Annotated in this window: 17 protein-coding genes; 14 read left to right on the top strand and 3 right to left on the bottom strand. The window is 26.4% G+C overall.

Annotated features, from left to right (window positions below; genetic code table 11):
• Positions 1 to 10: 10 nt before the first annotated feature.
• A complete protein-coding gene (locus BHYOB78_RS06355; protein ID WP_020063557.1) occupies positions 11 to 2632 on the bottom strand; it encodes a homocysteine S-methyltransferase family protein in 2622 nt (873 codons plus the stop codon).
• A gap of 262 nt (positions 2633 to 2894) precedes the next feature.
• Here BHYOB78_RS06355 and BHYOB78_RS06350 point away from each other — a divergent pair, with 262 nt between their 5' ends.
• Positions 2895 to 4712 carry a methyl-accepting chemotaxis protein gene (locus tag BHYOB78_RS06350; RefSeq protein ID WP_020063556.1) on the top strand — a complete coding sequence of 606 codons (1818 nt, stop codon included), beginning with the start codon at positions 2895 to 2897 and terminating at the stop codon, positions 4710 to 4712.
• 68 nt (positions 4713 to 4780) lie between these two features.
• Here the strand turns inward: BHYOB78_RS06350 and BHYOB78_RS06345 are convergent, their stop codons facing one another.
• Entirely contained in the window at positions 4781 to 5875 is a 1095-nt protein-coding gene (locus tag BHYOB78_RS06345; protein WP_020063555.1) for a glycosyltransferase family 8 protein, read from the bottom strand.
• 215 nt (positions 5876 to 6090) lie between these two features.
• On the opposite strand from BHYOB78_RS06345, the gene glf reads away from it, so the two are divergent.
• The 8 genes from glf to BHYOB78_RS06310 all read left to right on the top strand — a co-directional run bounded on the left by glf (position 6091) and on the right by BHYOB78_RS06310 (position 14937).
• Complete coding sequence (glf, locus tag BHYOB78_RS06340; protein ID WP_020063554.1) at positions 6091 to 7203, top strand: UDP-galactopyranose mutase; 1113 nt, start codon at positions 6091 to 6093, stop codon at positions 7201 to 7203.
• Between the two features lie 23 nt (positions 7204 to 7226).
• Complete coding sequence (locus BHYOB78_RS06335; protein WP_020063553.1) at positions 7227 to 8399, top strand: hypothetical protein; 1173 nt, start codon at positions 7227 to 7229, stop codon at positions 8397 to 8399.
• A gap of 263 nt (positions 8400 to 8662) precedes the next feature.
• A complete protein-coding gene (locus BHYOB78_RS06330) occupies positions 8663 to 9604 on the top strand; it encodes a radical SAM protein (RefSeq protein WP_020063552.1) in 942 nt (313 codons plus the stop codon).
• Positions 9605 to 9858: 254 nt separating this feature from the next.
• Positions 9859 to 10626 (top strand): class I SAM-dependent methyltransferase, encoded by a 768-nt coding sequence (locus BHYOB78_RS06325; RefSeq protein WP_081339489.1) that lies wholly within the window; start codon positions 9859 to 9861, stop codon positions 10624 to 10626.
• Between the two features lie 106 nt (positions 10627 to 10732).
• Complete coding sequence (locus BHYOB78_RS13590; RefSeq protein ID WP_161794885.1) at positions 10733 to 10894, top strand: hypothetical protein; 162 nt, start codon at positions 10733 to 10735, stop codon at positions 10892 to 10894.
• A 249-nt stretch (positions 10895 to 11143) separates the two neighbouring features.
• Complete coding sequence (locus BHYOB78_RS06320; protein ID WP_020065025.1) at positions 11144 to 12178, top strand: FkbM family methyltransferase; 1035 nt, start codon at positions 11144 to 11146, stop codon at positions 12176 to 12178.
• Positions 12179 to 12404: 226 nt separating this feature from the next.
• Positions 12405 to 13445, top strand: coding sequence for an FkbM family methyltransferase (locus tag BHYOB78_RS06315; RefSeq protein ID WP_020063550.1), 1041 nt, complete (start codon positions 12405 to 12407; stop codon positions 13443 to 13445).
• A gap of 352 nt (positions 13446 to 13797) precedes the next feature.
• Positions 13798 to 14937 (top strand): RsiV family protein, encoded by a 1140-nt coding sequence (locus BHYOB78_RS06310; protein ID WP_020063549.1) that lies wholly within the window; start codon positions 13798 to 13800, stop codon positions 14935 to 14937.
• Between the two features lie 188 nt (positions 14938 to 15125).
• Here BHYOB78_RS06310 and uvrA read toward each other — a convergent pair whose 3' ends face one another.
• Positions 15126 to 20942 (bottom strand): excinuclease ABC subunit UvrA, encoded by a 5817-nt coding sequence (gene uvrA, locus BHYOB78_RS06305; protein ID WP_020063548.1) that lies wholly within the window; start codon positions 20940 to 20942, stop codon positions 15126 to 15128.
• Between the two features lie 555 nt (positions 20943 to 21497).
• On the opposite strand from uvrA, the gene BHYOB78_RS06300 reads away from it, so the two are divergent.
• From BHYOB78_RS06300 to BHYOB78_RS06280, 5 genes are read left to right on the top strand one after another with little or no spacing between them, the layout of a single operon-like run.
• Positions 21498 to 21809 (top strand): HPr family phosphocarrier protein, encoded by a 312-nt coding sequence (locus tag BHYOB78_RS06300; RefSeq protein WP_012670006.1) that lies wholly within the window; start codon positions 21498 to 21500, stop codon positions 21807 to 21809.
• A 39-nt stretch (positions 21810 to 21848) separates the two neighbouring features.
• Complete coding sequence (locus BHYOB78_RS06295; protein ID WP_020063547.1) at positions 21849 to 23231, top strand: GntP family permease; 1383 nt, start codon at positions 21849 to 21851, stop codon at positions 23229 to 23231.
• Between the two features lie 48 nt (positions 23232 to 23279).
• Positions 23280 to 23714: a dUTP diphosphatase gene (gene dut, locus BHYOB78_RS06290; protein WP_028331247.1), complete on the top strand. Its 435-nt coding sequence runs from the start codon at positions 23280 to 23282 to the stop codon at positions 23712 to 23714.
• 46 nt (positions 23715 to 23760) lie between these two features.
• Positions 23761 to 24582, top strand: a complete 822-nt coding sequence (locus BHYOB78_RS06285; protein WP_020063545.1) for a hypothetical protein — start codon at positions 23761 to 23763, stop codon at positions 24580 to 24582.
• Positions 24583 to 24584: 2 nt separating this feature from the next.
• On the top strand, positions 24585 to 25325 hold the full coding sequence (locus BHYOB78_RS06280) for a hypothetical protein (protein ID WP_020063544.1): 741 nt from the start codon (positions 24585 to 24587) through the stop codon (positions 25323 to 25325).
• Positions 25326 to 25334 lie beyond the last annotated feature (9 nt).

Here is a 25334-nt window from a genome sequence, read left to right as displayed (position 1 = left end):
TTAGTGTCCTTTAATTATTATTTTCTTTATCTCTGTCAGCTATTATCTCTTTTATTGCTAAAATATCATCGAATCCGTCTTTACAATAAAATATTTTAGCAGTATCTCCGTAAACTTTTTTGCAGTCATTTTCAACAAAATCTTTTGTTAGTGCAGCTCCTCCAAGTATAATTGGTATTTTTAATCCTTTCTCTCTTATATAGGCTAGATTATCCTTCATCACTTCTGTAGATTTTACTAAAAGTCCTGACATCCCTATACAGTCTGCATTATGTTCCTGATAGGCTTCCAAAAATTTTTCTATAGGCACTTTAGTACCAATATTAACAGTTTCAAATCCATTATTTTTTATAATGATTTCAACTAGATTTTTACCAACATCATGCACATCTCCTGCAACAGTACCAAGTATTATTTTGGCAGTTTTTTCCTGTTTCTTTTTCTCTAAAAATTCAGATAAAAAGTCAACACTCTTTTTCATTACTTCAGCAGATCCAAGTACAAAAGGAAGCTGTATAGTTCCTTCACCAAATTTTACTCCAATATCAGCCATAGTAGGAAGAAGTATTTCATCAATTATAGCTTGTGCAAATTTCTTTTCACCGCCAAACTCTTCGCTATTTTCCTTTACCTCATTGAGTAAGTTTTGCATATCTTTCCATTCTCCGTCAAGCATAGCATCTCTTATAGCTTCCCTTATAGGCTTTTTTACATTTTCTTCTTTATTAAGTTCTTTCTTTTCTTTTTTATCAGAGAAATGATTTATATAATTTATTAAAGGTTCTTTAGTATTGTTTTTATTATATATTAATTCTCTTGCTAATTCTATTTCTTTTTCATCTATTTTTGAAAGCGGAAGTATTTGAGCCACATTGACGATTGCAGTAGTAAGCCCATGATTAATGGCTTCATACAAAAATACCGAATTCATTATCTTTCTTGCTTCTTCTTTAAGTCCGAAAGATATATTTGATACTCCCAAACTTATAGAACATTCAGGATATTTATTTGATAATTCTTTTATAGCATTTAAAGTTTCAACTCCTGCCATAAAACTATTTTCATCACCGCTAGCAAGTGTAAATGTAAGAGGATCAAATATTATATCATGAGGAAGTATTTTATGTATATTTACAGCCCTGTCATACATTCTTTCAGCCATTCTCAATTTATCTTTACAAGTTAAGGCCATTGATTTTTCATCTATAGTAAGAAGCATAATAGAGGCACCATATCTTTTAGCCAATGAACATATAGCATCAAATTTTTCTTCACCTTGCTCCATATTAGCAGAATTTATTATTGGTTTTCCACCATATACTTTTAAAGCAGCTTCTATAACATTAGGTTTTATTGCATCAATAACTAAAGGCAAAGAAATTTGTTTAACATAAGCAGAAATAATTTTTGTAATATCTTCTACTTCATCACGTCCAGCCCAAGCAGCATTTACATCTATTGCATGGCTTCCTGCTTTTACCTGTTTTATACCAACATCAAGCATACCATCCATATCTCCTGCAATCATAAGCTCTCTAAATATTTTACTTCCTGTAGCATTACTTCTTTCACCAATCATTAAAGGTGCAGGATTTTGTTTTATGCTTACTACATTAAATAAACTAGCTATATAAGGTCTTTGTTTTTCTAATGCCGGCTTTTTAGGCTTTATTCCTTTTACTTTATTTGCTAATGCATTTATATGAAATGGGGTAGTACCGCAGCATCCTCCTATAAATGCAAGTCCGTCTAACTCAAAAAACTTACTGTTAATATCAGCAAACTCTTCCGGCGTCATACTATAATATGCTTTTCCGCCTCTGTTTTCCGGAAGTCCTGCATTACTATGTATTGATATTGGAATACAGGATATTTCTGAAAGTCTTTTTATATGACGCATTGCCATATCAGGTCCAGTACCGCAATTCATACCTATAGAAAAAATATCTAAATTTGAAAGTATAGTATATGCTGTTTCTATATCTGTACCTAAAAGCATAGTGCCTTCTTTTTCTATAGTCACAGAAACCATTATTGGAATTTCTTTATCCATTTTTTTAGCTGTATCATTAACTGCAAGTATTGCAGCTTTTAATTGCAAAACATCTTGTGCAGTTTCAAGAAGTATTATATCAACTCCTCCGTCTATTAAACCTCTTACAGCTTCTATATATCCATTATACATTTCATCGAAACTAATTTGTCCTAAACTTGGAAGTTTTACTCCAGGTCCTAAACTGCCTGCAATAAATATATCTCTATTTAAATCTCCTTTTGAATTTGGATTTTTTAAATATTCTTCTTTTGCCTCATTAGCTATTAATGCAGCACTTTTTGCTAGATCATAGGCTTTATCGGCAATATCATACTCGCTTAAAACCCAAGGTATAGCACCAAAACTATTAGTTTTTGTTATATTAGCATTAGAATTCAAATAATCTATATGTATTTCTTTCATGATATTTGGAGCGGTTATATTTAATATTTCGTTACAGCCTTCTATATTATTTCCATTTATAATCCAAGATTCTTTCTTTATTTCTTTTTTTTGAAGTTCTGTACCTGTTGCACCATCTATTATTAAATATTGTTTTTTTATAAGATCCTTCAATTTTTCTTTAGTATTATTCATTATTTATGCTCCAATTTTATATAAAAACTATATTTTATCTATTCTAATATAAAAATATAAATATAACAAGTTTTTATAATTTTATAATCAAAATATTGTTAATGTTAATAATAAAAAAATGATTATTAACATTGACAAATATAATCATTATAGTATACTCAAATTATGTATATAAATATATTTTATTATGATTACAACATTCAATTATTGTACCCATATATCTTATTTATTATTTTAAATATCACTAATTTAAGGATTTTTTATGACAAAAATATATAAAAAAAATAAGTTAATTTTGAGCTTCATAATACCATATGCAATTTCTATAATGGTTATATTTATAGTAGTTTTAAGTTTATATATACCAAAATATAAAAGTGAGTTTATTACAGTATCAAAAGATAATGCAAAATTATTATCAAATATATTGGATAACAATATGTACGCTATAAAAAAACAAATGGAAATATTCTCTTCATATTTGGAAGCAGAATATTATACAAATAATTTTCCTACTATAATGTCTAATATTGTTAGAAGAGATAGTAATATAGCAAATATATATTTTGCCACAACTGTTCCATATAAAGACGGCGGAGTAATGTTTAATAGTGCACCTTTACCATCAGATTATGATCAGACCACAAGAGAATGGTTTATAAAAGCATTAGAAACCACAAATATATTTATATCAAATCCATATATTGATGTTGTTACTGAATCATTAGCAATAGCATTTAGTAAAACTATTTATAATCCTGATAGAAGTGTACGAGGTATATTAGGTGTAGATATAATATTTAATGAAATAGCGAATGATACTTTATCAAATGCTATGTTATATAATTATAATATAAGTTTAATAAATGGAGAAGGAATTTACTTTTATCATAAAGATAAAAATGCAATATTGAAAGAAAATATTTTTAATAAAGAAATATTTGCAAACTATAAAGATGATATATTAGGCACTGATTCATTTTCATTCATTAAAAATAAAAAAATATATATTACTACAAATATAAAAAATACACCATGGTATTTAATAGCAGAAGGTGATATAGATATTTTAGAATGGAATGTTCTAAGACTTATAATTGTAATGATAGTAGGTTTTTTATTTTTAATATCTATAGAATCTATACTTGTCACTATAATAGCCAAACCTATATCAACAACTTTAAACAATACTATAAATATTATAGAATCTATGTCAGAAGGTAATTTCAATGCTTCATTCAATAAAAAAGAATTAGAAAAGAAAAATGAAACAGGAAGTTTAGTAAGAGCAATAAAAACTATGCAAAATAAATTAGGAAGCACAATTCATAGTATGACAAAAGAAATAAATAGTATTAATAGTTCTATGGAAATAATAGCTGATGGAAATGAAAACTTATCTCAAAGGGTTACAGCACAATCTTCATCTTTGAAAGAATTAACAAGTTCTATAGAATTTGTATTTTCATCTATTAAAGAAACGGTAGTAAATACAGACAATGCTAAAAAAATGAGCGATAATATGATGGAATCAACAATGAAAGGAGTTAATGCTATAAAAAACACATCTAAAAATGTTATAGAAGTAGCTGAATATAGTAAAAAAATAGCAAATATAACTTCTATAATAGAATCCATTGCTTTTCAAACTAATATATTGGCACTTAATGCTTCTGTAGAGGCAGCACGTGCTGGTGATCAGGGTAAAGGATTTGCAGTTGTTGCTTCAGAGGTAAGAAATTTATCCACTAATGTTAGTAATGCAGCAAAAGATATAAGCAGTATAGTAAATGAAACTACAAAAAAAATAGAGATAGGAGAAACTACTGTAAGAGAATCTTCAAATGCTTTAGATGAAATAGAAAATTTTGCAAATGAAATATCTGGTATATTAATTGATATATTAAAGGCAATAAAAAATGAAGAAGAAAGTATGTCCCAAATAAATACAGCTGTTAATAATCTTAATAATATTAATTATACAAATTCTAATATAGCAGAACAGGGAGTAAATGAAAGTAAAAATATACTTGAAAAAACAGAAAATATAGTTAATGAAGTATCATATTTTAAATTTTAATATAAATAATATTCAATCTAATCTGTTAATATAATATTTAGCATATTAGATTGAATATTATAGTTAAATTAATTTATTAAATATTTTATGTTTTTTATTTTATCTACCATTTTTTTCCTTATTTCATCTCTTTTTTTTCTAAACGGTATAAACCATACTATCATATCAATTATAGCAAATAATTTTATATCAAATAATTTTTCATAGTAATTACTTTTTTCTTCTAACAGCATATTAATATAGTAAATAGGATCTTCTTTAAACCAAAGAGTTTGTGAAAAATATTTTAATGCTTTTAAATATATTTGATTTTTTGTTTTTGGCATATTAAATAAGTTAAACATTTTTGGAGCAAAATGAGCAACATATATATCTAAACAATCTTCTTTTAACCATATTGCATTTGTTACATGATAATTATCATTCAACTTTAATATTTTATCATCTTCTATAAAATAATTAAATATTACTTCATCTCCAAAAATTTCTCCACTATTAATACAATTTGTTATTAATTCTTCAATTTTATTTTCATTTAAAATATTTCTTAAATATTTTAAATTCATATACATAAATCCTGTACTAAACCAAGTTTCTACGTTTTTATGTTTAACATTTCTTTGTATTGATGAATCATTATTAATATGCATATTTTCCTTAAAATTTTCAACTGTACTATGTCCATTTTTTATTATATAACCCTCTTCACCTATATAATTGATAACAGATAATTCTATACCGCAAACTGTAGCAATATAGTAATTTTCTATATCAATTTTGAATATATCTCTAAGATTCCTAAGAACTATAGTATCTGCATCTAAAAATAGCACTTTATCTAAATCTGAAAGAACATTCATTATTTCTAATTTAAAAAATATATGATATGACCATCTTTCTAATACACATCCATTGGAATCATTTACCCATTTTTTATACTTTTCTATATTTGTTATATAATGAAAAATTATATCACAATTTTTAATATTTTTTAGTTCAATTATTTTATTCTTATCATCTTCACTTATATCTGCAGTAATTATATGAAAAATAAAAAAATCATCTTTATCAGAATTTTCAAGTATAGATACTAATAATGTAGCAGCATATATTGCAAAATTGTGTCCGCTAGCTATAGTACATATATGCATTTCTCTATTCATATACACAATATCTCCATATATTTAATCAATTTCCAATAATTATAATTATGTTAATAATTATTAAAAAATTACATCTTTTATTATTTGATTGATATATTTTTTATAAATAATATAGTTAATTAATAGTATATTATTTATGTATATATCAATATAATTGACTTTTTTTAAAAATTAAATTATAATTAATAAACTTAATTATAATTATAGGTAAATATATGCATTATGATTGTTTAGTAGTGGGAGCTGGAATAACAGGATCATGCCTTGCAAACATACTAGCAAATTGTTATAATAAAAATGTACTTTTAATAGACAAAAGAAATCATATAGCTGGTAATTGTTACGATTACAAAAACGAAATTGGTATAACTATTCATAAATATGGAGCCCATATTTTTCATACAAATAATAAAAAAGTATGGGATTATTTATCTAAATATACATCTTGGAATTATTACTTCCATAAAGTTAAAGCTGTAGTAGAAGGTAGTAAAGTAACAATTCCTTTTAATTTAAAAACTATAGAAGAAATATTTCCACATAATATATCTAACAGAATAATATCAAAATTATTGGATAAATATGAATATGGTTCAAAAATATCTATTTTAGATTTTAAAGAAAATGATGATAAAGATATAAAATTTATTTACCAATATGTATATAAAAACATATTTGAAAATTACACTATTAAACAATGGGGGATATCTCCTAATGATATTGATGCTTCTGTAATTTCTAGGGTACCAATATATATTTCAAATGACGATAGATATTTTCAGGACATATATCAAGGAATACCATCAAATGGGTATACTAAATTAATAGAAAAATTAATAGATCATGAAAATATACATATAAATCTAAATACTAATTTTTCTGATATAAAAAATAAAGATTTTCAATATATATTTTATACTGGCTCGATAGATGATTTTTTTAATTATAAATATGGGATATTACCTTATAGATCTATATATTTTGAAAATATCACTATAAATAAAGAATATTATCAAGAGACATCAGTTATTAATTACCCAAATAATTATGATTTTACTAGGATAATAGAGCATAAGCATTTCTTGGATGAATATTCTAATAAAACTATTATCTCAATAGAATATTCTGAAATGTTTGATATAAATAGAAACGATAGATATTATCCAATTGAAAATGACATAAATAGAAATTTATATAATAAATATTTAACTGAAATAAATAAATTAAATAATGTATATATTCTTGGAAGATTGGGTGATTATAAATATTATAATATGGATAATGCCGTAGAAAGAGTATTAAATTTTATGGATAATTTTAAATTTTAATTTATGCTGGAGAATATAATAAAATGGAAAATAATTATGTAGAAAAAACAGCAATAATTGTATTAGCATGTTGGGATTATGAATCTCTTGAAATTGCTTTATATATGCATTCAAGATTCATGTCTGAAAATTATAAAATTTTTATTTTAATGAATGGATGGGAATCATATGATTGTGAAAGAACTTTAATGGTAGCAGAAAGGTATGAAAGATTATATCCTAACAATTTTAAAGTCATAGGACCATATGGAGCGCAAAGAGCATATTATGGAATAAAAGATTTAATAAATAGTAAAGAATTAGAAAATTATGAATATGTATGTAAAATGGATGATGATGTATTTCCGCTTACAAAAAATTGGCTAGAAAAATTATTAGACTGTTATAATGATTCTTATAATAAATATAAAGATAACTTAGCTTATGTTTCTTCATTAGTTAATAATAATCCATTTGGATTTAAAAGAATTATTAAAAATATGGATTTAGAAGAAGAGTATCATAAACTATATGCTAGAAATTATTTTGCTAAAAAATATTATTCAGATAGAGAATATAATGCTGATAATTTATCTTATGATATTAAAAATAATATGGAAACCTTTTTAGTTAATAAAAAAGATGAAATAAAAGATACAGTTTTTGCTTCTCCAATAGAATTTGCTTATATAGCTAGATGGATTCATATAAAAACAACTTTGCAATATGATAAATATATTGCAAGCTGCAATACTAACAAATATTATGAAGCAGACAATACTCAGCAGTTCTCTATTAATTGTATTTTATTTAAAAAGAATTTTTGGAATGATATAGAAGATAAATCTTTAAAAGATAAATGGAAAGCCCATGACGAATTTTATTGTTTTGATTATTCAAGAAAAAACAATAAAAAAATTATAGTATCTGAAATTCCTATGGTGCATTTATCTTTTTTAGTACAGAGAGAAGAAAATAGGGATCTATTTAAAGTAATAAAAACTTATTATGAAAAATTATTTCCAGATGTATTTCCAATATCAACATGCCAAGATGAAAAATATGATCTTGAAAATAGGTTAAGATACATAGAAAGAAAAGTTTCTACTTGTGATAAACTATTACCCGTTATAAGAAATGCTATTAATTTAATTTTATGGTGGATTCCTGGAAGAAAAAAAAGAGATGACATTAGAAAAAAAATAGGTATTTGGTAATAAATAATATATTTTAGTTGTATATTATTTTATTATGATATAAAATTGGACATATGATAGTAACATTTAACAAGATTAAATTAGGCTTATTCCAAGCCAAGCCAAGCCAAGCCAAGCCAAGCCAAGCCAAGCCAAGCCAAGCCAAGCCAAGCCAAGCCAATATTCTAAATAATAAAAATAATATAATTTTAATAATATGTTTAACCCTATCTCTATTGGTAGGGTATCTTTATTGCAATTTTTTATGGAGAGGGTAATATAAAATGGATAAAAAAATCATAGATGAAATAGTATGGTGGATACCTTTTAAAAAATGGAGAGGACCTATAAGATATTTTTTGGAGGATGTATCTAGATTATTAAATACAGAGTTTTATACAAAAGATGAAATAATGAACATGTTTAGAAGAGTTACACCTAGAATAAAATTTCATAGAGTAGAAATCCATCTTGTAGAACATTGTAATTTAAATTGTCAATCATGTACACATTTTTCACAAATTGCAGAAAAGGAATTTTTAGATATTGAAATCTTTGAAAAAGATATAAAACAATTATCTTCATTAACAAATGGAAACATAGAAAGAATAAGATTAATGGGTGGAGAACCTTTATTACATCCAAATTGTCCTGATTTTTTTACTATGTCTAGAAAATATTTTAAAGATTCTGAAATACAATTAGTTACAAATGCTGTATTACTAGTAAATAAAGACGATAATTTTTGGAAATCATTAAAAGAAAATAATATTGTAATTGAAGCTACAAAATATCCTATAAAAATAGACTGGGATAAAATAATAGAATTATGTAATAATTATAATGTAAAAATAAATGTTTCAAATGGAGAAGGTAAAGATATAATAAAAACTAGTTATAAATATACTATTGATGTAGATGGTAAACAAGATGCTTTAGAAAGTTTTGTAACTTGTTGGTTTGCTAATTCATGTCCTTCTTTAAAAAATGGAAAACTTTTTACCTGTCCAATAGCATGTTATATTAATCATTTCAATAAATTTTTTGGAAAAAATATACCTACAACGGAAAATGATTATATTGATATACATAAGGCAAATAGTTATGATGAATTATTAAATTTTATTGCTAAACCAATACCATTATGTAAATATTGTGATATAAAAAATAGAAAATATGAAATACCATGGAAAACTTCTAGTAAAAATATAGATGAATATATTTAATATATCATATAAAAATTATTAATTTGATATTTTTTATATTATTATATATAATAAATATATGGTAATAATTTTTAACTCATTAAATATAGGCTTATTCCAAGCCAAGCCAAGCCAAGCCAAGCCAAGCCAAGCCAAGCCAAGCCAAGCCAAGCCAATATTCTAAATAATAAAAATAATATAATTTTAATAATATATTTAACCCTATCTCTATTGGTAGGGTATCTTTATTGCAATTTTTTACTTGGAGTTTATATATGAATAGAAAAGTGATAGATGAAATAGTATGGTGGATACCTTTTAAAAAATTAAGAAATAATATTAGAATATATCTGAATTATCTTATAGATAAAGATAATAAAATTAAAATAACAGAAGAAAATACAGAAATTATATACAATTTAAAAAAAGAGGCTACATTAGAAACAATACATTATATAAAAAAATATGCATTAAATGCTATTCTTTTTGATAATATTGTTAATATGTATGAACATATATTCTATAATTATTTGTTTCAATACAAAAATACTAATTATCTTTTTTTAGAATTTGGAGTTTTTAATGGAACTTCAATAAATAGATTATCATCAATTATGGAAAAAAATAAATTTTATGGTTTTGATTCATTTGAAGGGTTACCAAATAACTGGGAAGGTTGGACTTTTAATAAAGGATATTTTGATTTAAGTGGAAATATGCCAAAAGTCAATGATAATGTTTGTTTAGTGAAAGGCTATTTTGATAAAACTTTACCTGATTTTTTAAAAGAACATCAAGAAAAAATCATATTCATACATATAGATTGTGATTTATATTCCTCCACAAAAATAATTTTTGATAATATATATGATAGAATTATTGTTGGTACAATAATAATTTTTGATGAATATTTTAATTATCCAAATTGGCAAAATCATGAATATAAAGCTTTTAAGGAATTTTGTGAAAAATATAATATTACATATGAATATATAGCAATATCCAATCATCAACAAGTAGGAGTAATAATCAAATCAATTTAAATTTATAGTATGAATAATAAAACATTATTTATGAATAAACTTTTTACCTATCCAATAGCATGTTATATTAATTATTTCAATAATTTTTTAAAAAAATATATCTACAATGGAAAATGATAATATTGATATACATAAGGCAAATAGTTATGATGAATTATTAAATTTTATTGCTAAACCAATACCATTATGTAAATATTGTGATATAAAAAATAGAAAATATGAAATACCATGGAAAACTTCTAGTAAAAATATAGATGAATATATTTAATATATCATATAAAAATTATTAATTTGATATTTTTTATATTATTATATATAATAAATATATGGTAATAATTTTTAACTCATTAAATATAGGCTTATTCCAAGCCAAGCCAAGCCAAGCCAAGCCAAGCCAAGCCAAGCCAAGCCAAGCCAATATTCTAAATAATAAAAATAATATAATTTTAATAATATATTTAACCCTATCTCTATTGGTAGGGTATCTTTATTGCAATTTTTTACTTGGAGTTTATATATGAATAGAAAAGTGATAGATGAAATAGTATGGTGGATACCTTTTAAAAAATTAAGAAATAATATTAGAATATATCTGAATAATAAATTAGACGATGATCCAATGGAAGCATATGATATAGAATGGGTAAAAAAATTTATAAAATCATTAAAAGAAGATAAAAATTTTATAAAAAAATATAAAATTCTTATGAAAAATCTAGATAAAGATAGTATAGAAACTATATCAAATATAATAATTAAGGTATTCAAAATAATTAATAATATTGATAGTTATAAGTCAATTATCAATGGGGAAGAATTGAAATCTGTTGTCAAAATGTATAATGAATATTTATCAAAAATTATAAAAATAAATGATGAATGTTATCTTTATGAAGATTATGTATTACCAGTTAATAAATTTGAAAAGTGTATTTTTTACAGTAAATTGAGTATTGAATATATAAATAATTTACATAATATAAAAAATCGTGATATAATAGATGCTGGAGCATTTATTGGTGATTCAGGTATAATGTTGTCTAAATATACAAACAAAAATGTTTATTGTTTTGAACCATTTAAAAATACATATGATATAATGTTAAAAACGATAGAATTAAATAATATAAAAAATATAGTACCTGTGAATTTGGCTTTAGGTAATGAAAATAGTAAAATAACATCATTTTATGACCCTCAAAATGCTGTAAATGGATGCAACTCATTAATTAATAACAATAATGATGTTTACACTAATGAAGAGATTATAAATATGATTACGCTAGATGAATTTGTATATAAAAATAACTTAGAAGTTGGATTAATAAAAACCGATTTAGAAGGCTTTGAGCAAGAATTTTTAAAAGGTGCTATAAATACAATAAAAAAGCATAAACCCGTATTACTAATAAGTATATATCATAATTATTCTGATTTTTTTGATATAAAACCAATGATAGAAGATTTAAATTTAGGTTATAAATTTAAAATAGTAAAACCTATAGATAATACCATTATATTAGAAACTACTTTAATAGCTGAAATTTATTAACTTGATATTTTAAGTTATTAGTATATAATAGCAATATGTTAATCGATCCTATTGTAACAATAGGCTTATTCCTACAAGCCAAGCCAAGCCAAGCCAAGCCAAGCCAAGCCAAGCCAAGCCAAGCCAATATTCTAAATAATAAAAATAATATAATTTTAATAATATATTTAACCCTATCTCTATTGATAGGGTATCTTTATTGCAATTTTTTACTTGGAGTTTATATATGAATAGAAAAGTGATAGATGAAATAGTATGGTGGATTCCTTTTAAAAAATTAAGGAATAATATTAAATTATGTCTTAATTCTATATGTGAAAATAATATTGATAATTCATTAGAAACATGGGATGAAAATATAGTAAAAATATTCAGAGAAGAAATAATAAATGATAAAAATTTTTGGAATAAATATATAAATTTAATTCATAAATTAGATGATGAAAGTATAGAAATAGTTCATAAAATCATTTTTGATCGCATAAAAAAATTTGAAAATATTAATGATAAAGTATATTTAACTGGAAATGATGCTAAAAACTGTGTAAATATTATTAGATATATGCAAAATATGACAAATAAAATAGATGATGAGTGTTATATATATAAAAATTATTTACTTCCAATTAATCATTTTGAAATATGCGTATTTTATGATAAACATGGAATAGAAATAATTAAAAATATTAATAATGTAAAAGAAAAAAATATAATAGATGCTGGAGCTTTTATTGGAGATTCTGCAATAGTTCTTTCTGAATATACAAATAAAAATGTATATAGTTTTGAACCAATTAAAATAAACTATGAATTAATGTTAAAAACTATAAAACTAAATAATAAAAAAAATATTATACCTGTAAATTTAGCTTTAGGTGAAAATAATGATAAAATAGAAATATCTCATATTGAAACAGTAACTACAGGTATTTCATTAAATAATACTAAAGAAGTTCAGGGTTATAATAAAGTTGATGAAACTATTAATATAATTAGTTTAGATAGTTATGTTGAAGAAAATAATCTAGAAATTGGATTAATAAAAACTGATTTAGAAGGTTTTGAACAGCCATTTTTAAAAGGCGCTATAAATACAATAAAGAAACAAAAACCTGTATTATTGATAAGTATATATCATAATTATTCTGACTTTTTTGATATAAAACCTATGATAGATAATTTAAATTTAGGATATAAATTTAAAATTGTTAAACCTAACGAACAAACAGCTATAGTGGAAACTATGTTAATAGCAGAAGTTTATTAGCTATAATAATATTTATTGAAGTTTTTTCAATTAAATATTTTATAATAAAATATTTAAAAAGTTAATATTATTTAATTTTAAATTAATTCCAATATATTATAAACTATATTTTTAGGATAGTCTCAATTATTTAGTAATTTTTTATTGTTATAAATATTTATATTATAAAAAATAAAAAGTATAAACATTAATTTCATTTATTTTAGCGAATCATTGAGCTTTTATCTAATATTCCAAACAATTATAAAAATTACGAGCAATTATTTTCAAAATATTATTTTACTAAAAATTATATTTTTTGTTATTACATATAATATATTTTTGGGAGTAATATGTAAAAAAGAGGGTAAAAATGAAAGCAATTTTTTTAACAGCATTATGTACTTTATTTATTTTTGTTTCATGCGGTAATTCTAATAATGCTAAACAAGAAACAGCAACTGAGAACAATACTGCAGAAATTACACCATTACAGCTTAGTGAAAATGAAAAAGCTAATAATTATGAAGTTGTATATTTAGTAGCTGATACCGGAGAATATATCAACTCTGAAATAGCACAGAATGAAAGCGGAAATTTTGGAGTAGTATATTACAGAGACATCAATCAAAATTTAAACACATTCAATGTTACAAAAGCAGGCGAGCTTGATGAAGGAAATATATCAGCAACTTCTTATGACAATAAAACATTAGAAGGAAATTTCCCAAGCACTGCATATCCTTTTGTTGCTAAAATAGACGGAAAAGAAATGACTTTTAAAGCAGCAAAAACTCCTGTAACAGGTGCTAGAATAATTGAATATAGTTATTCAAATGTTTCTCCCGAATCATCAACTAATGGTCAAAGATTCTTCCAATTTAAAACAGCAATATTTGCTTTAAAAAATGACAGCAAATCTGCAAATATAGATAAAATTAATTTAGACATTAACAAAGATTTTGGAATAACTGATGCAAGCACTTTCAATGATTTGGGTAAATTATTAACAGCTCAAAGTTTAATAAGCAATAAAATGACTCCTATATATGATGAGTGGGTAAAATCTGATTATATATCACATATAGAAAATTATTCTTCTCAATACGGCATAGACTATTTAAGCGAAAAAGTTGTATCTATAAATAAAATGGTTTATGAATACACAGGCGGTGCTCATGGAAACTATGCTACAGTAAACAGTGTATATTCATTAGATACAGGAAATCAATTAAAAATAGCAGATTTAATAACAGACTTAAAAAATACTGACTTAATCAATTTAGTAAAAGACAAACTTGTTAAAATGGAAGGAAGAGATGCTAATTCTTATTCCGGATTAGATGAACTTTCATTAGAAAATAACAATTTCTATTTGACATCAAAAGGTTTAGTATTTACTTGGGGAATATACGAAATCGGACCTTATGCAATAGGTGAGACTAGAGTATTAATACCAACAGAAGAAATCAAACCTTATTTGAAAGACGAATACAAAACTATATTTGAATAATAAAAATATTTGTGTAATTTTAATAAGAGGGTAGTTATTAATTTAACTATCCTCTTTTAAGTTTAAAGTAATTGATTTTAGGAATTGAAATTTATAAAACTTAAATGATACTGAAACAAATACTTTTTGTTTTTATATATGTAGCTTTACATGCTTACTAAATTTGTTAATTATACACTATATAATAATTAAATATACTTCCAAGTGTAGCCTTTTTTCATTTCTAGAATTTCTTCAACAGTACCTTTAGCAATGATTTCTCCTCCATTACTACCGCCTTCTAATCCTAAATCGATTATATAGTCGGCAGCTTTTATAACATCAGGATTATGTTCTATTATTATAACACTGTGTCCTTTCTCTACTAATTTATTTAAAGCTATGAGAAGTTTATTAACATCATCAAAATGAAGCCCTGTTGTAGGTTCATCTAAAATGTATACTATATGCTCATCGCCTTGTTTTTTAGCTAACTCTGTAGCAAGTTTCAAACGCTGTAATTCACCGCCTGAGAAAGTATCAAGCCTTTGAGAAAGTTTTATATAACCAAGTCCAACCTCACTCATTATAGAAAGTGTTTTTGTTACTGATTTGTCAAAGTCAAAAAACTCTATTGCCTCATCAACTGTTAATTCTAATACTTCGGCTATGTTTAAAGATTTGAATCTTACAGATAAAGTTTCGTCATTGTATCTTTTACCTCCGCAAGCCTCACAAACAATCTCCATATCAGATAAGAAGTGCATTGCAATTTTTCTTATTCCTTTACCTTCGCAAATATTACATCTTCCTTCTTTGCCGTTATATGAAAATCTTCCAGGTGCGAATGCCTTTGCTTTTGCTGTAGGAGTTTTAGCAAATATATTTCTTATTTTATCAAACACTTTACTATAACTTACCAATGTACTTCTAATAGAACCAACTATTGAAATTTGATCAACTAATATAGTGTCTGAAACGATGCTAGGTATTTCAACGCTTTCAAATTTTGAATATTGATTAAGTCTTCGTTTTTTTAGAGCAGGGTAGAGAGTGTCTATTATTAATGATGACTTACCGCTTCCTGATACTCCTGTAACAACTACTATTTTTTTTAGTGGTATATCAACATCAATATTTTTTAAATTGTTTGTTGAAACATTTTTTAATTTTATGCATTCAGTTTCTTCATTTCTTACAGCAGTTTTCTCAAATACTTTTTTTCTCTCACTTAAATAATTTCCTGTAAGTGAATTATCATCTTTTAATATATCATCGTATTTACCTTGGAAAACTACTTCGCCTCCAAAAGCACCAGCATAAGGCCCCATATCTACAATATTATCAGCAGCCTTCATAGTATCCCTGTCATGCTCTACTATTACAAGAGTATTTTTTAAATCTCTTAATTCTTTTAAAGTATCAAGCAAATGATTCGTATCTCTTGGGTGAAGTCCTACAGTAGGTTCATCTAATACATAAAGTACCCCTGTAAGTTTAGAACCTAATTGACTAGCAAGTCTTATTCTCTGTGCCTCGCCGCCTGAAAGTGTTGCATATTTTCTGCTTAAGAATAAATATCCTAGTCCTACTTTATCTAAGAAACTTAATCTTGTTCTAATTTCTTTTATTGCTTCTTTTGATATAGTATTTTCTCTCTCGCTTAAAAGATTTGGAAGTTCATCAAAGAAATGAATAGCTTCTTCAACTGTCATTGCACATACTTGGCTTATATTTTTATTTTCTATAGTGTAAGATCTTATTATTTCATTTAACCTTTCTCCATGACATGAATCGCATTCCTCATCAATAAAAAATTTACCAAGTGATTTATCCTTCCATTCTGAATAATCATCACTTGTAACATCATTATTAGAATGCCATGAAGTTATGATATTTCCTACAGAATAATCGCCTCCAAAAAAGAATATATCAATAACTTTTTGATCTAATTCATTGAAAGGAGTATAATATAAATCTTTTTTTGTTATTCCATTTCTTCTTAAAAATCTCATTAAAGAATCTGTATAATGCTTTCCCGGAGTAGAAAACATATTATGAATAGCAGTATCTAATGCACCATCAAATAATGGTTTTGTACTGTCTTTTATTGCTAAATCTATACTAAATGTAGGTTTGCTTCCAAGTCCTTTACATTCCTCACAATATCCCCAATGTGAATTAAATGAAAAATGTCTTGGCGTAACTTCAAAATCAAATAAAATTCCATGAAGCAAACAGGCCGGAAATTTTGTATGGAAACTTTCTTTTACTATTATTCCATGAGATGCCTTTATATGTGCTACTCCATTTGATAAATCCATTGCTCTGTCAATAGCATCTGCAATCCTAGCTCTTTTATCCTTTCCAACAACAATTCTATCAATTACTATACCTACAGAATATATTTCTTCTTTAGATAATTCTTTAATATCTTCTTCTGTAATATCATCTATAACATAATCATTATTGTTGATCTGCATTCTTACATATCCAGCTTCTCTGGTTTTTTCTATAATCTTTTTAATATCTTTTGCATCATTATCATCAAAAGTAAATCTATGATTAAATGAACTATGATATAAAGGTGATATTATAACAAGTTTATGCAAATCCATAGTATCAATAATTTCAGTTGCAAGTATAGAAGGAGTTTCAGCTTTTAAAGTATCTTTATCATTACAATGCGGACAATGAGGTTTAGCAAGCCTTGCAAAAATAAGTCTGAAATAATCATAAATCTCTGTAACGGTAGCCACAGTAGAGCGAGGATTCCTGCTTACATTCTTCTGATCAATTGCAATGGCTGGAGCTAATCCTTCAATTTTTTCAACATTAGCATCTTCAAATCTTCCTAAAAATCTTCTTGCATAAGTAGAAAGCGATTCAACAAATCTTCTTTGACCTTCTTTAAATATAGTATCGAATGCAAGAGAAGTTTTTCCGCTTCCAGATACTCCTGTAATAACATTGATTTGGTTTTTAGGAAGTGTTAAACTTATGTTTTTAAGATTATGCTTATTAGCACCTTTTATTATTAATGAAGTATTTTCTTCTTTTTTTGTTTCTTCTGTTTTGATATTCTCTTTTTTCTTTTTTGAAGGCTTTAATATTTCTTTGAGTTCTTTTGCTGTGAGAGATTCTTTTACATTAATTATATCTTCAGGCTTACCCTCAGCAACGACTCTGCCTCCCTTATCTCCGCTTAAAGGCCCCATATCTATAATATGATCCGCACATTTAATAACGTCCAAATTATGCTCTACAACTAAAACAGTATTGCCTTTTTCAACAAGCCCATCTAATGCTTTTAATAATTTCTTTATATCTTCAAAATGAAGTCCTGTAGTAGGTTCATCTAATATATATAAAGTGTTTCCAGTAGATATTTTATGAAGTTCGCTTGCAAGTTTTATCCTTTGAGCTTCACCACCTGAAAGAGTAGTTGATGGCTGACCTAATTTTATATATCCAAGTCCTATATCTTCCATTATTTTTAATATTCTTGTAATAGAAGTTATACCGTCAAAAAAAGCAATCGCTTCTGAGACACTCATTTCAAGAACATCATAAATAGTTTTGTCTTTATATTTAACATCTAAAGTTTCTGCATTGAATCTCTTTCCGCCGCATTCTTCACAAGGCACTAATACATTGGAAAGAAACTGCATTTCTAATTCTATAACTCCTGCACCTTCACAAGTAGGACATCTTCCTGTTTTAACATTGAATGAAAATCTTCCTTTATCATATCCTCTCATTTTGGCAAGTTTAGTAGCAGCAAATAAATCCCTTATAGGCGATAAAACTTTTGTATAAGTTGCTGGGTTGCTTCTTGGAGTTCTTCCTATAGGAGATTGATCAACTTCTATAACCTTATCAATATTTTCAAGTCCTTCTATTCTTTCATGACTTCCCGGAGTTAGAGTCTTACCATAAAAATGATTATGCAAAGCACGCATTAAAATATTTTCAACTAAAGTAGATTTACCGCTTCCAGAAAGTCCTGTAACTACAATAAATACCCCCAAAGGAAATTGAACATCTATATTCTTAAGATTAAATTGATTAGCTCCAATTACTTTTAAAAACTTTCCGTTTCCTTCGCGTCTTTGTTTAGGAATTTCTATATCATCATCGCCGCGTAAATATTTAGCAGTGTAAGATCTATCCGATTTTATAAACTCTTCATAATCACCAATGCCAACAACCTCACCTCCATTAACACCGGCATTAGGACCTATATCAATTAAATAATCTGATTCCTCCATAGTTTCTTTATCATGCTCTACAACTATGACAGTATTATTTTTATCTCTTAACGTTTTTAACGATTCAATTAATTTTTTATTGTCTGATTGATGCAAACCTATTGAAGGCTCATCAAGTACATATAATACACCTTCAAGCCCGCTTCCTATTTGTGAGGCTAATCTTATTCTTTGAGATTCCCCTCCTGAAAGAGTAGGAGAGGAACGCTCTATTGTTAAATAGGTTAATCCAACTTTAACCAAAAATGTTAATCTATAAATAATTTCTTTTACTATAGGAGCACCTATAACTTCCTCATTTGGTTTTAATTTTAATTTAGTGAAATAATCATATAAATCTTCTATAGTCATTGAAGAAAAATCAGCTATAGTTTTTCCATTGAATTTTACTGACAAAGCATCTTCATTAATTCTTTTACCTTTACATTTAGGGCATTGAACTTCGTCCATAAAATTAGCATAATAACTATTTTTATAAGTTTCATAATCGTATTTTAATCTGTCTAAAATTCCGGGAACTCTTTCTTCAACAAGTTTGCTATGATACCAGAATCTTTTTCTCCATTTTACTTCTTTATCAGTACCATAAAGTAAATATTTCTTTTCTGTTTTAGTTAAATCTTTCCAAGACTTTTTTAAATCTATTTTATAAGTCTTAGCAATAACTTCAAGTTCATCAGTACCATATTCCATATCAAAACCGATATGATCATCTACAAAACATGATAAAGCACCTTCATAAATATTTAAATTCTCATCTTTTACAATATGCTTCTCTGTAAATACATGCTCAACTCCAAGACCTCCGCAAACTGTACATGCTCCCATAGGGTTATTAAATGAAAATAAATTAGGTTCAATATCTGCAATAGAGTGTCCGCAATTTGCACAAGATCTTTCAGTTGTGTACAATTTATAATATTTATCTATTTCAAACTGTTTACTCATTTTGATTTTTTTCTTTTTTGTTTTTGTATCTTCTTCAGTACTCTCAGGAGTTTGTGTTTCTAGTACTTCCTCACTTTTTTCATGTTCTTCATAGAATGCTACTAACCCCTTTGTTATTCTTATAGCTCTTTCAATATCATCAGTAATTCTTGACAAGTATTTATCTTCAACTTTTATTCTATCAATAACTATTTCTAAAGTATGTTTCTCATATCTTTTTAATTCAGGAATTTCATCTTCATCGAATTTATAAACTATATTATCAATTCTTATTCTAGGATATCCTGCAAGTTTAACTTCTTCAATTTCTTTTCTATACTCTCCCTTTCTATCTCTTACAATGGGGGCAAGCACTAAAATTCTTTTCTCTGCAAATTCTCTTAATACGCTTTGTGCAATTTGGTCTTCGCTTTGTTTAGAAATTTTATGTCCGCATTTAGAGCAGTAAGGGACCCCAAGTCTTGCAAAAAGAAGTCTAAAAAAGTCATAGATTTCTGTAACTGTACCTACAGTAGAACGAGGATTTTTATTTACGCTTTTTTGGTCTATAGAAATAGTAGGGGATAGTCCTTCAATATGTTCAACATCAGCCTTAGCCATAACGCCTAAAAACTGTCTTGCATAAGCTGATAATGATTCTAAATATCTTCTTTGTCCCTCTTTAAAAATAGTATCGAATGCGAGAGAACTTTTTCCGCTTCCTGATACTCCTGTTAAAGTAGTTAGGGTTTTATGAGGTATTGAAAGTGATACATTTTTAAGGTTATGCTCTTTAGCACCTCTTATTTCTATAGAATTATTAGCCATAAAAAATCCTTACAAAAAAGTTAAAATATTATAACATGAATTCTATATAAAAAAAGACTTTATCAATATTTAATATTAATAAACAAATTTTCTTATATTCCCCGCCCTTTAATATTTCTGTTTCAATTTGAACATAAAATTCTCTTATTCTTTAAAGCTACAAAAGAAAAAGCATGCCCTCCCAAGCGATTTTTAAATTTAGAATTTTTACTATAAAATAAAACTTAAAAATTTATTCACCGCACGCAGAATGAATCTAAAAAATAAAGCTGATTTATAATTCAAATTTTGCTAAACTATAATAGCCTATTCACCGTGCGTCAAGAAGATCATAAATTTAATAAAAACTAGGGTGGGTGCTATATTTTTAATAAATAATAGTAAAAAAGATTATTAAATTATTATTTTATAATAGGTAAAAAATATAGAGGGCGGGAATTATAAATAAATTTTATTCCTAATTTATTACTAAATAATTATTCAGTATATAAAAAAATCTTGAAAAATATAACTAAATATACTATAATAGTAATATAATAAATTTCAGGATATCTAATGACATTAACAAATGTAGTTACAATCAAAAGCAAAAACGGAATGCATTTAAGACCAGCAGGAGTTTTATCACAAATATCAAGTAAAAATGAATATTCAAATATAGGAATATTTTTACTTTATAATGGTGTAAGGGCTGATGCTAAAAGTGTATTTAATATTATGGGACTTGGAGCATTTCAGGGTGCAAATCTAATTTTAGAAATAGAATATGAAGATGGAATGGAAGAAACAGCTAAACAAGCAGAAAAAGAATTAGTATATTTCTTTGAAGAAGGATATATTCACGCTGAAGTTCCAGAAGATGATTAATATTTTTTCATATAAAAAAACCAAACATAAGGATATCTAATGATTAGTTATTTTGTAATAGCTATGTTGGCAATATCTATTATTGTCGTTATGGTTTTAACGATTAAATTTAAGATTCATCCATTTATAGCTATGCTGTTAGTGGCGATATTTCTAGCTTTTACACTTCATGTTCCATCTAATAATGATACTAATTACATAACAGAAATATCCGCTTTAATAGGAAAGGGTTTTGGTAATGCTCTTGCAAGTGTTGGTATAATAATAGTTTTGGGCAGTGTAATAGGTAATATATTAGAAATGTCAGGAGCTGCTTTAAAATTAGGAGAAATAGTATTAAGAATAGTAGGAAATTCTCATCCTGCATTGGCTATGAATATATTGGGTTTCATAGTATCAATACCTGTATTCTGTGATTCAGGATACTTAATACTTACACCTTTAAGAAAAGCAGTTGCTAAAAAAAGCGGTGCTTCTCCTGTGGCTTTATCTGTAGCTTTATCTACAGGACTTTACGCTTCTCATGCTTTAATTCCTCCAACTCCAGGACCTGCTGCAGTTGTAAATCTATTCGGACTTGAGGCTCATTTATTAACAATCATTATAGTTGGTTTAATAGTTGCCATTCCAACCTCTTTAGTTGGTGCAATATACGGAATATTTATATCAAAATATATAAAAAAACCTAATTATCCGGATAAATCACCTACTTATGAGACTCTAATAAGCGATATTGGAGGACTTCCTCCTACTTGGAAAGCTTTAGCTCCTATAGTAGTACCAATATTGTTAATGGCTATAGGAAGTATAGTTAGATTTGATTCTTTCAGAGTAGGCAGCGGAATCATCAAAAACATATTTATATTTTTGGGTGAACCATCTATGGCATTATTCATAGGTTTTCTATTCTCACTTTTATTAACTCATAAATTTAATAAAGAAGAAATATCTATGTGGATAGGTGATGGTATAAGATCATCAGGAAGTATATTGGCTATAGTTGGTGCCAGCGGCGCTTTTGCAGAAGTATTAAAATCTACTGAACTAGCTAAAATAATACCAGAATTAGGACATATATTCGGATCATTAAATATGGGACTAATATTACCATTTATTATGGCATCAGCATTAAAAATAATGTTAGGTTCTTCTACAATAGCAGTAGTTACTGTAGCATCACTTTTTGCTCCTTTATTAGGTACATTGGGATTTAATACTCCTATATCTCAGATATTAGTATTGATGTCAATAGGTGCAGGTTCTATGATAGCCTCACATGCCAATGATAGTTATTTCTGGATAGTTGTTGAATTATCCGGCTTAAAAATAAATGATGCATATAAAGCTAGAACTTTGGCAACTTTTGTACAGGGTATTACAGCATTAATTATTATAATGATACTTGCTTTTTTGTTCAGATAATAATATTATAATAAGCCATTTCTAATTTAGATCATTTTGGAGAAAATTATGCTTAAAATAAAAATTATTAATAAATCATCAAACCCTTTGCCTAAGTATCAAACAGTTGGTTCATCTGGGCTTGATTTACATGCGAATATAGATAATCCAATTACTTTAAATAAAAATGATATAGTATTAGTACCAACAGGACTTTTCATAGAAATACCAGAAGGTTATGAAGCACAAATTAGAAGCAGAAGTTCTTTGGCATTAAAAAACGGCATATTTTGTTTAAACTCACCAGCAACAATAGACAGCGATTATAGGGGAGAATTAAAAATAATATTAGCATCTTTAACTGATATTCCATTTACAATAAATCATGGTGACAGAATAGCTCAAATGGTTTTTGCTAAAGTTGAGAAAGTATCTTTTGAAGAAGTAGATTCTCTTTCTGATACTCAAAGAGGTGAAGGCGGATTTGGAAGTACAAATAAATAAGCAAACAAATATTGATATAATTTATATTTTAGTGTATAATGTATAAATGAATATATTAAAATTATTTTTATTTACTATATTATTATCATTTCCAATAATTTCATGCGGACTTCCAGATGTTACAGGTATAACTCTTGAATTAAATCAGCCTTATATAACAAAAGTTATACCAGGAAATAATCAATTAACTGTTGAATTTGAAGCTCAAAACAATGAACCTTCATTCAGCGGATATAATATATATTTTGGAGACAGTACAGATCCTAGAAAATACAGATTGTATAATCAGCAAAAAGCATTGCCTACAATATCAGATAAAACATCTACTGTTATAAAAAAATATTCATTTACCATTAAAGTAGGTTCATATTTTTCAACCAATGGTACAGATGTATATACATTAAAAGAATCTGATCTAAACAACGGAATACCAGTATATGTTTGGGTATCAGCTTATCAAATAACTCCTCAATTAGAAAGCTACTATTACTATGATAATTTTGTTAAGATGGGTACACCTAGACCTGAAGCATTAAATCAAACAGTTACCCCAAATAATAATATAAGTATGGAAGGTAGAGATTTAGCCAGATTAATTGTTAGCGGCGGAAATTTATATTTTCAAAATGTTGGTGGTACAAGTATGATGGCAGTATCTGGTAATTCTTTGAATGATGTTGTTATTCCCCCTGAAAATGGATATGGAAACGTTGATTTACAAGTAAAAGCCAACAGACTTTATTTGATAAAAATAACAGACGGAAATAATGCCTATTATGGTAAAATATATGTAAGGAGTGTAAATGGTACTAGCAGTATAACAGTTGATTATTGCAGACAAACTAGTGCCAACATACTAAGTTACTAATTATGAAAAAAATATTTATATTTAATATAATAGCAATTTTTTTATTTATTTCTTGTAATGAAGAACTTATCACTATAGTGGATGAATATAATTCTCCATACAGTGTTTCTGCCATACCTGGTAATAATAAAGTAAGTATAAGCTTCTGGTCAGGGGTAATAGCTTCTGATTTTGCAGGATTCAATATATATGCTGGTAATTCTGCTAGTTTTACTCAGCCTGATAATGCTATAAAAAATTCTTCTGGAGCATATCCAACAGTAGCAGGATCTAACCACACAAGAACAAATTATGTAATAGAAATTCCAAATTACACATTTAATAATGGTACATTATACTATGTAGCTGTTACTGCGTATGGTACTAACGATTTAGTTGATAAAAAATATATAGAAACTAAAATTTATTCAGCATTGCCTGTTGTACCAAGACCTGAAGGAAATGGAAATGGAACAACATTAACAGCTGATACAGCAACTGTAGGAAATGTTGCTGGTGGAAAAGTTACTGCAGCAGGAGGGTGGGGCGTTCAATATTTTGGATATCAAACTAATTTTAATGCTGTAGTAGTGGTTACAAATTATACAGATGCTTCATTTGATACTGAAGCCGTATATTCTGTTAATGGACTTTATATATTTAAACAAACAGGCGGAAATGGATTAGCAAAAATTTGGATTAGATCAGGCAATTCTTATCAATGGGCATATCAAGCAGATGCTTCCAAGTGGTGGGGAATATAATTAATTCTT

The organism is Brachyspira hyodysenteriae ATCC 27164 (genome assembly GCF_001676785.2).
GTDB lineage: Bacteria > Spirochaetota > Brachyspiria > Brachyspirales > Brachyspiraceae > Brachyspira > Brachyspira hyodysenteriae.
This window is presented reverse-complemented; position numbering and strand designations above follow the sequence as displayed.

What these genes read in the sequence shown, in the direction of transcription:
- BHYOB78_RS06325 (WP_081339489.1), top strand. Translation starts at nt 9,859, where the DNA reads ATGAATAGAAAAGTGATAGATGAAATAGTATGGTGGATACCTTTTAAA.
- uvrA (WP_020063548.1), bottom strand. Translation starts at nt 20,942, where the DNA reads ATGGCTAATAATTCTATAGAAATAAGAGGTGCTAAAGAGCATAACCTT.
- BHYOB78_RS06320 (WP_020065025.1), top strand. Translation starts at nt 11,144, where the DNA reads ATGAATAGAAAAGTGATAGATGAAATAGTATGGTGGATACCTTTTAAA.
- BHYOB78_RS06280 (WP_020063544.1), top strand. Translation starts at nt 24,585, where the DNA reads ATGAAAAAAATATTTATATTTAATATAATAGCAATTTTTTTATTTATT.
- BHYOB78_RS06330 (WP_020063552.1), top strand. Translation starts at nt 8,663, where the DNA reads ATGGATAAAAAAATCATAGATGAAATAGTATGGTGGATACCTTTTAAA.
- BHYOB78_RS06335 (WP_020063553.1), top strand. Translation starts at nt 7,227, where the DNA reads ATGGAAAATAATTATGTAGAAAAAACAGCAATAATTGTATTAGCATGT.
- BHYOB78_RS13590 (WP_161794885.1), top strand. Translation starts at nt 10,733, where the DNA reads ATGGAAAATGATAATATTGATATACATAAGGCAAATAGTTATGATGAA.
- BHYOB78_RS06355 (WP_020063557.1), bottom strand. Translation starts at nt 2,632, where the DNA reads ATGAATAATACTAAAGAAAAATTGAAGGATCTTATAAAAAAACAATAT.
- dut (WP_028331247.1), top strand. Translation starts at nt 23,280, where the DNA reads ATGCTTAAAATAAAAATTATTAATAAATCATCAAACCCTTTGCCTAAG.
- BHYOB78_RS06350 (WP_020063556.1), top strand. Translation starts at nt 2,895, where the DNA reads ATGACAAAAATATATAAAAAAAATAAGTTAATTTTGAGCTTCATAATA.
- BHYOB78_RS06285 (WP_020063545.1), top strand. Translation starts at nt 23,761, where the DNA reads ATGAATATATTAAAATTATTTTTATTTACTATATTATTATCATTTCCA.
- glf (WP_020063554.1), top strand. Translation starts at nt 6,091, where the DNA reads ATGCATTATGATTGTTTAGTAGTGGGAGCTGGAATAACAGGATCATGC.
- BHYOB78_RS06310 (WP_020063549.1), top strand. Translation starts at nt 13,798, where the DNA reads ATGAAAGCAATTTTTTTAACAGCATTATGTACTTTATTTATTTTTGTT.
- BHYOB78_RS06345 (WP_020063555.1), bottom strand. Translation starts at nt 5,875, where the DNA reads ATGAATAGAGAAATGCATATATGTACTATAGCTAGCGGACACAATTTT.
- BHYOB78_RS06315 (WP_020063550.1), top strand. Translation starts at nt 12,405, where the DNA reads ATGAATAGAAAAGTGATAGATGAAATAGTATGGTGGATTCCTTTTAAA.
- BHYOB78_RS06300 (WP_012670006.1), top strand. Translation starts at nt 21,498, where the DNA reads ATGACATTAACAAATGTAGTTACAATCAAAAGCAAAAACGGAATGCAT.
- BHYOB78_RS06295 (WP_020063547.1), top strand. Translation starts at nt 21,849, where the DNA reads ATGATTAGTTATTTTGTAATAGCTATGTTGGCAATATCTATTATTGTC.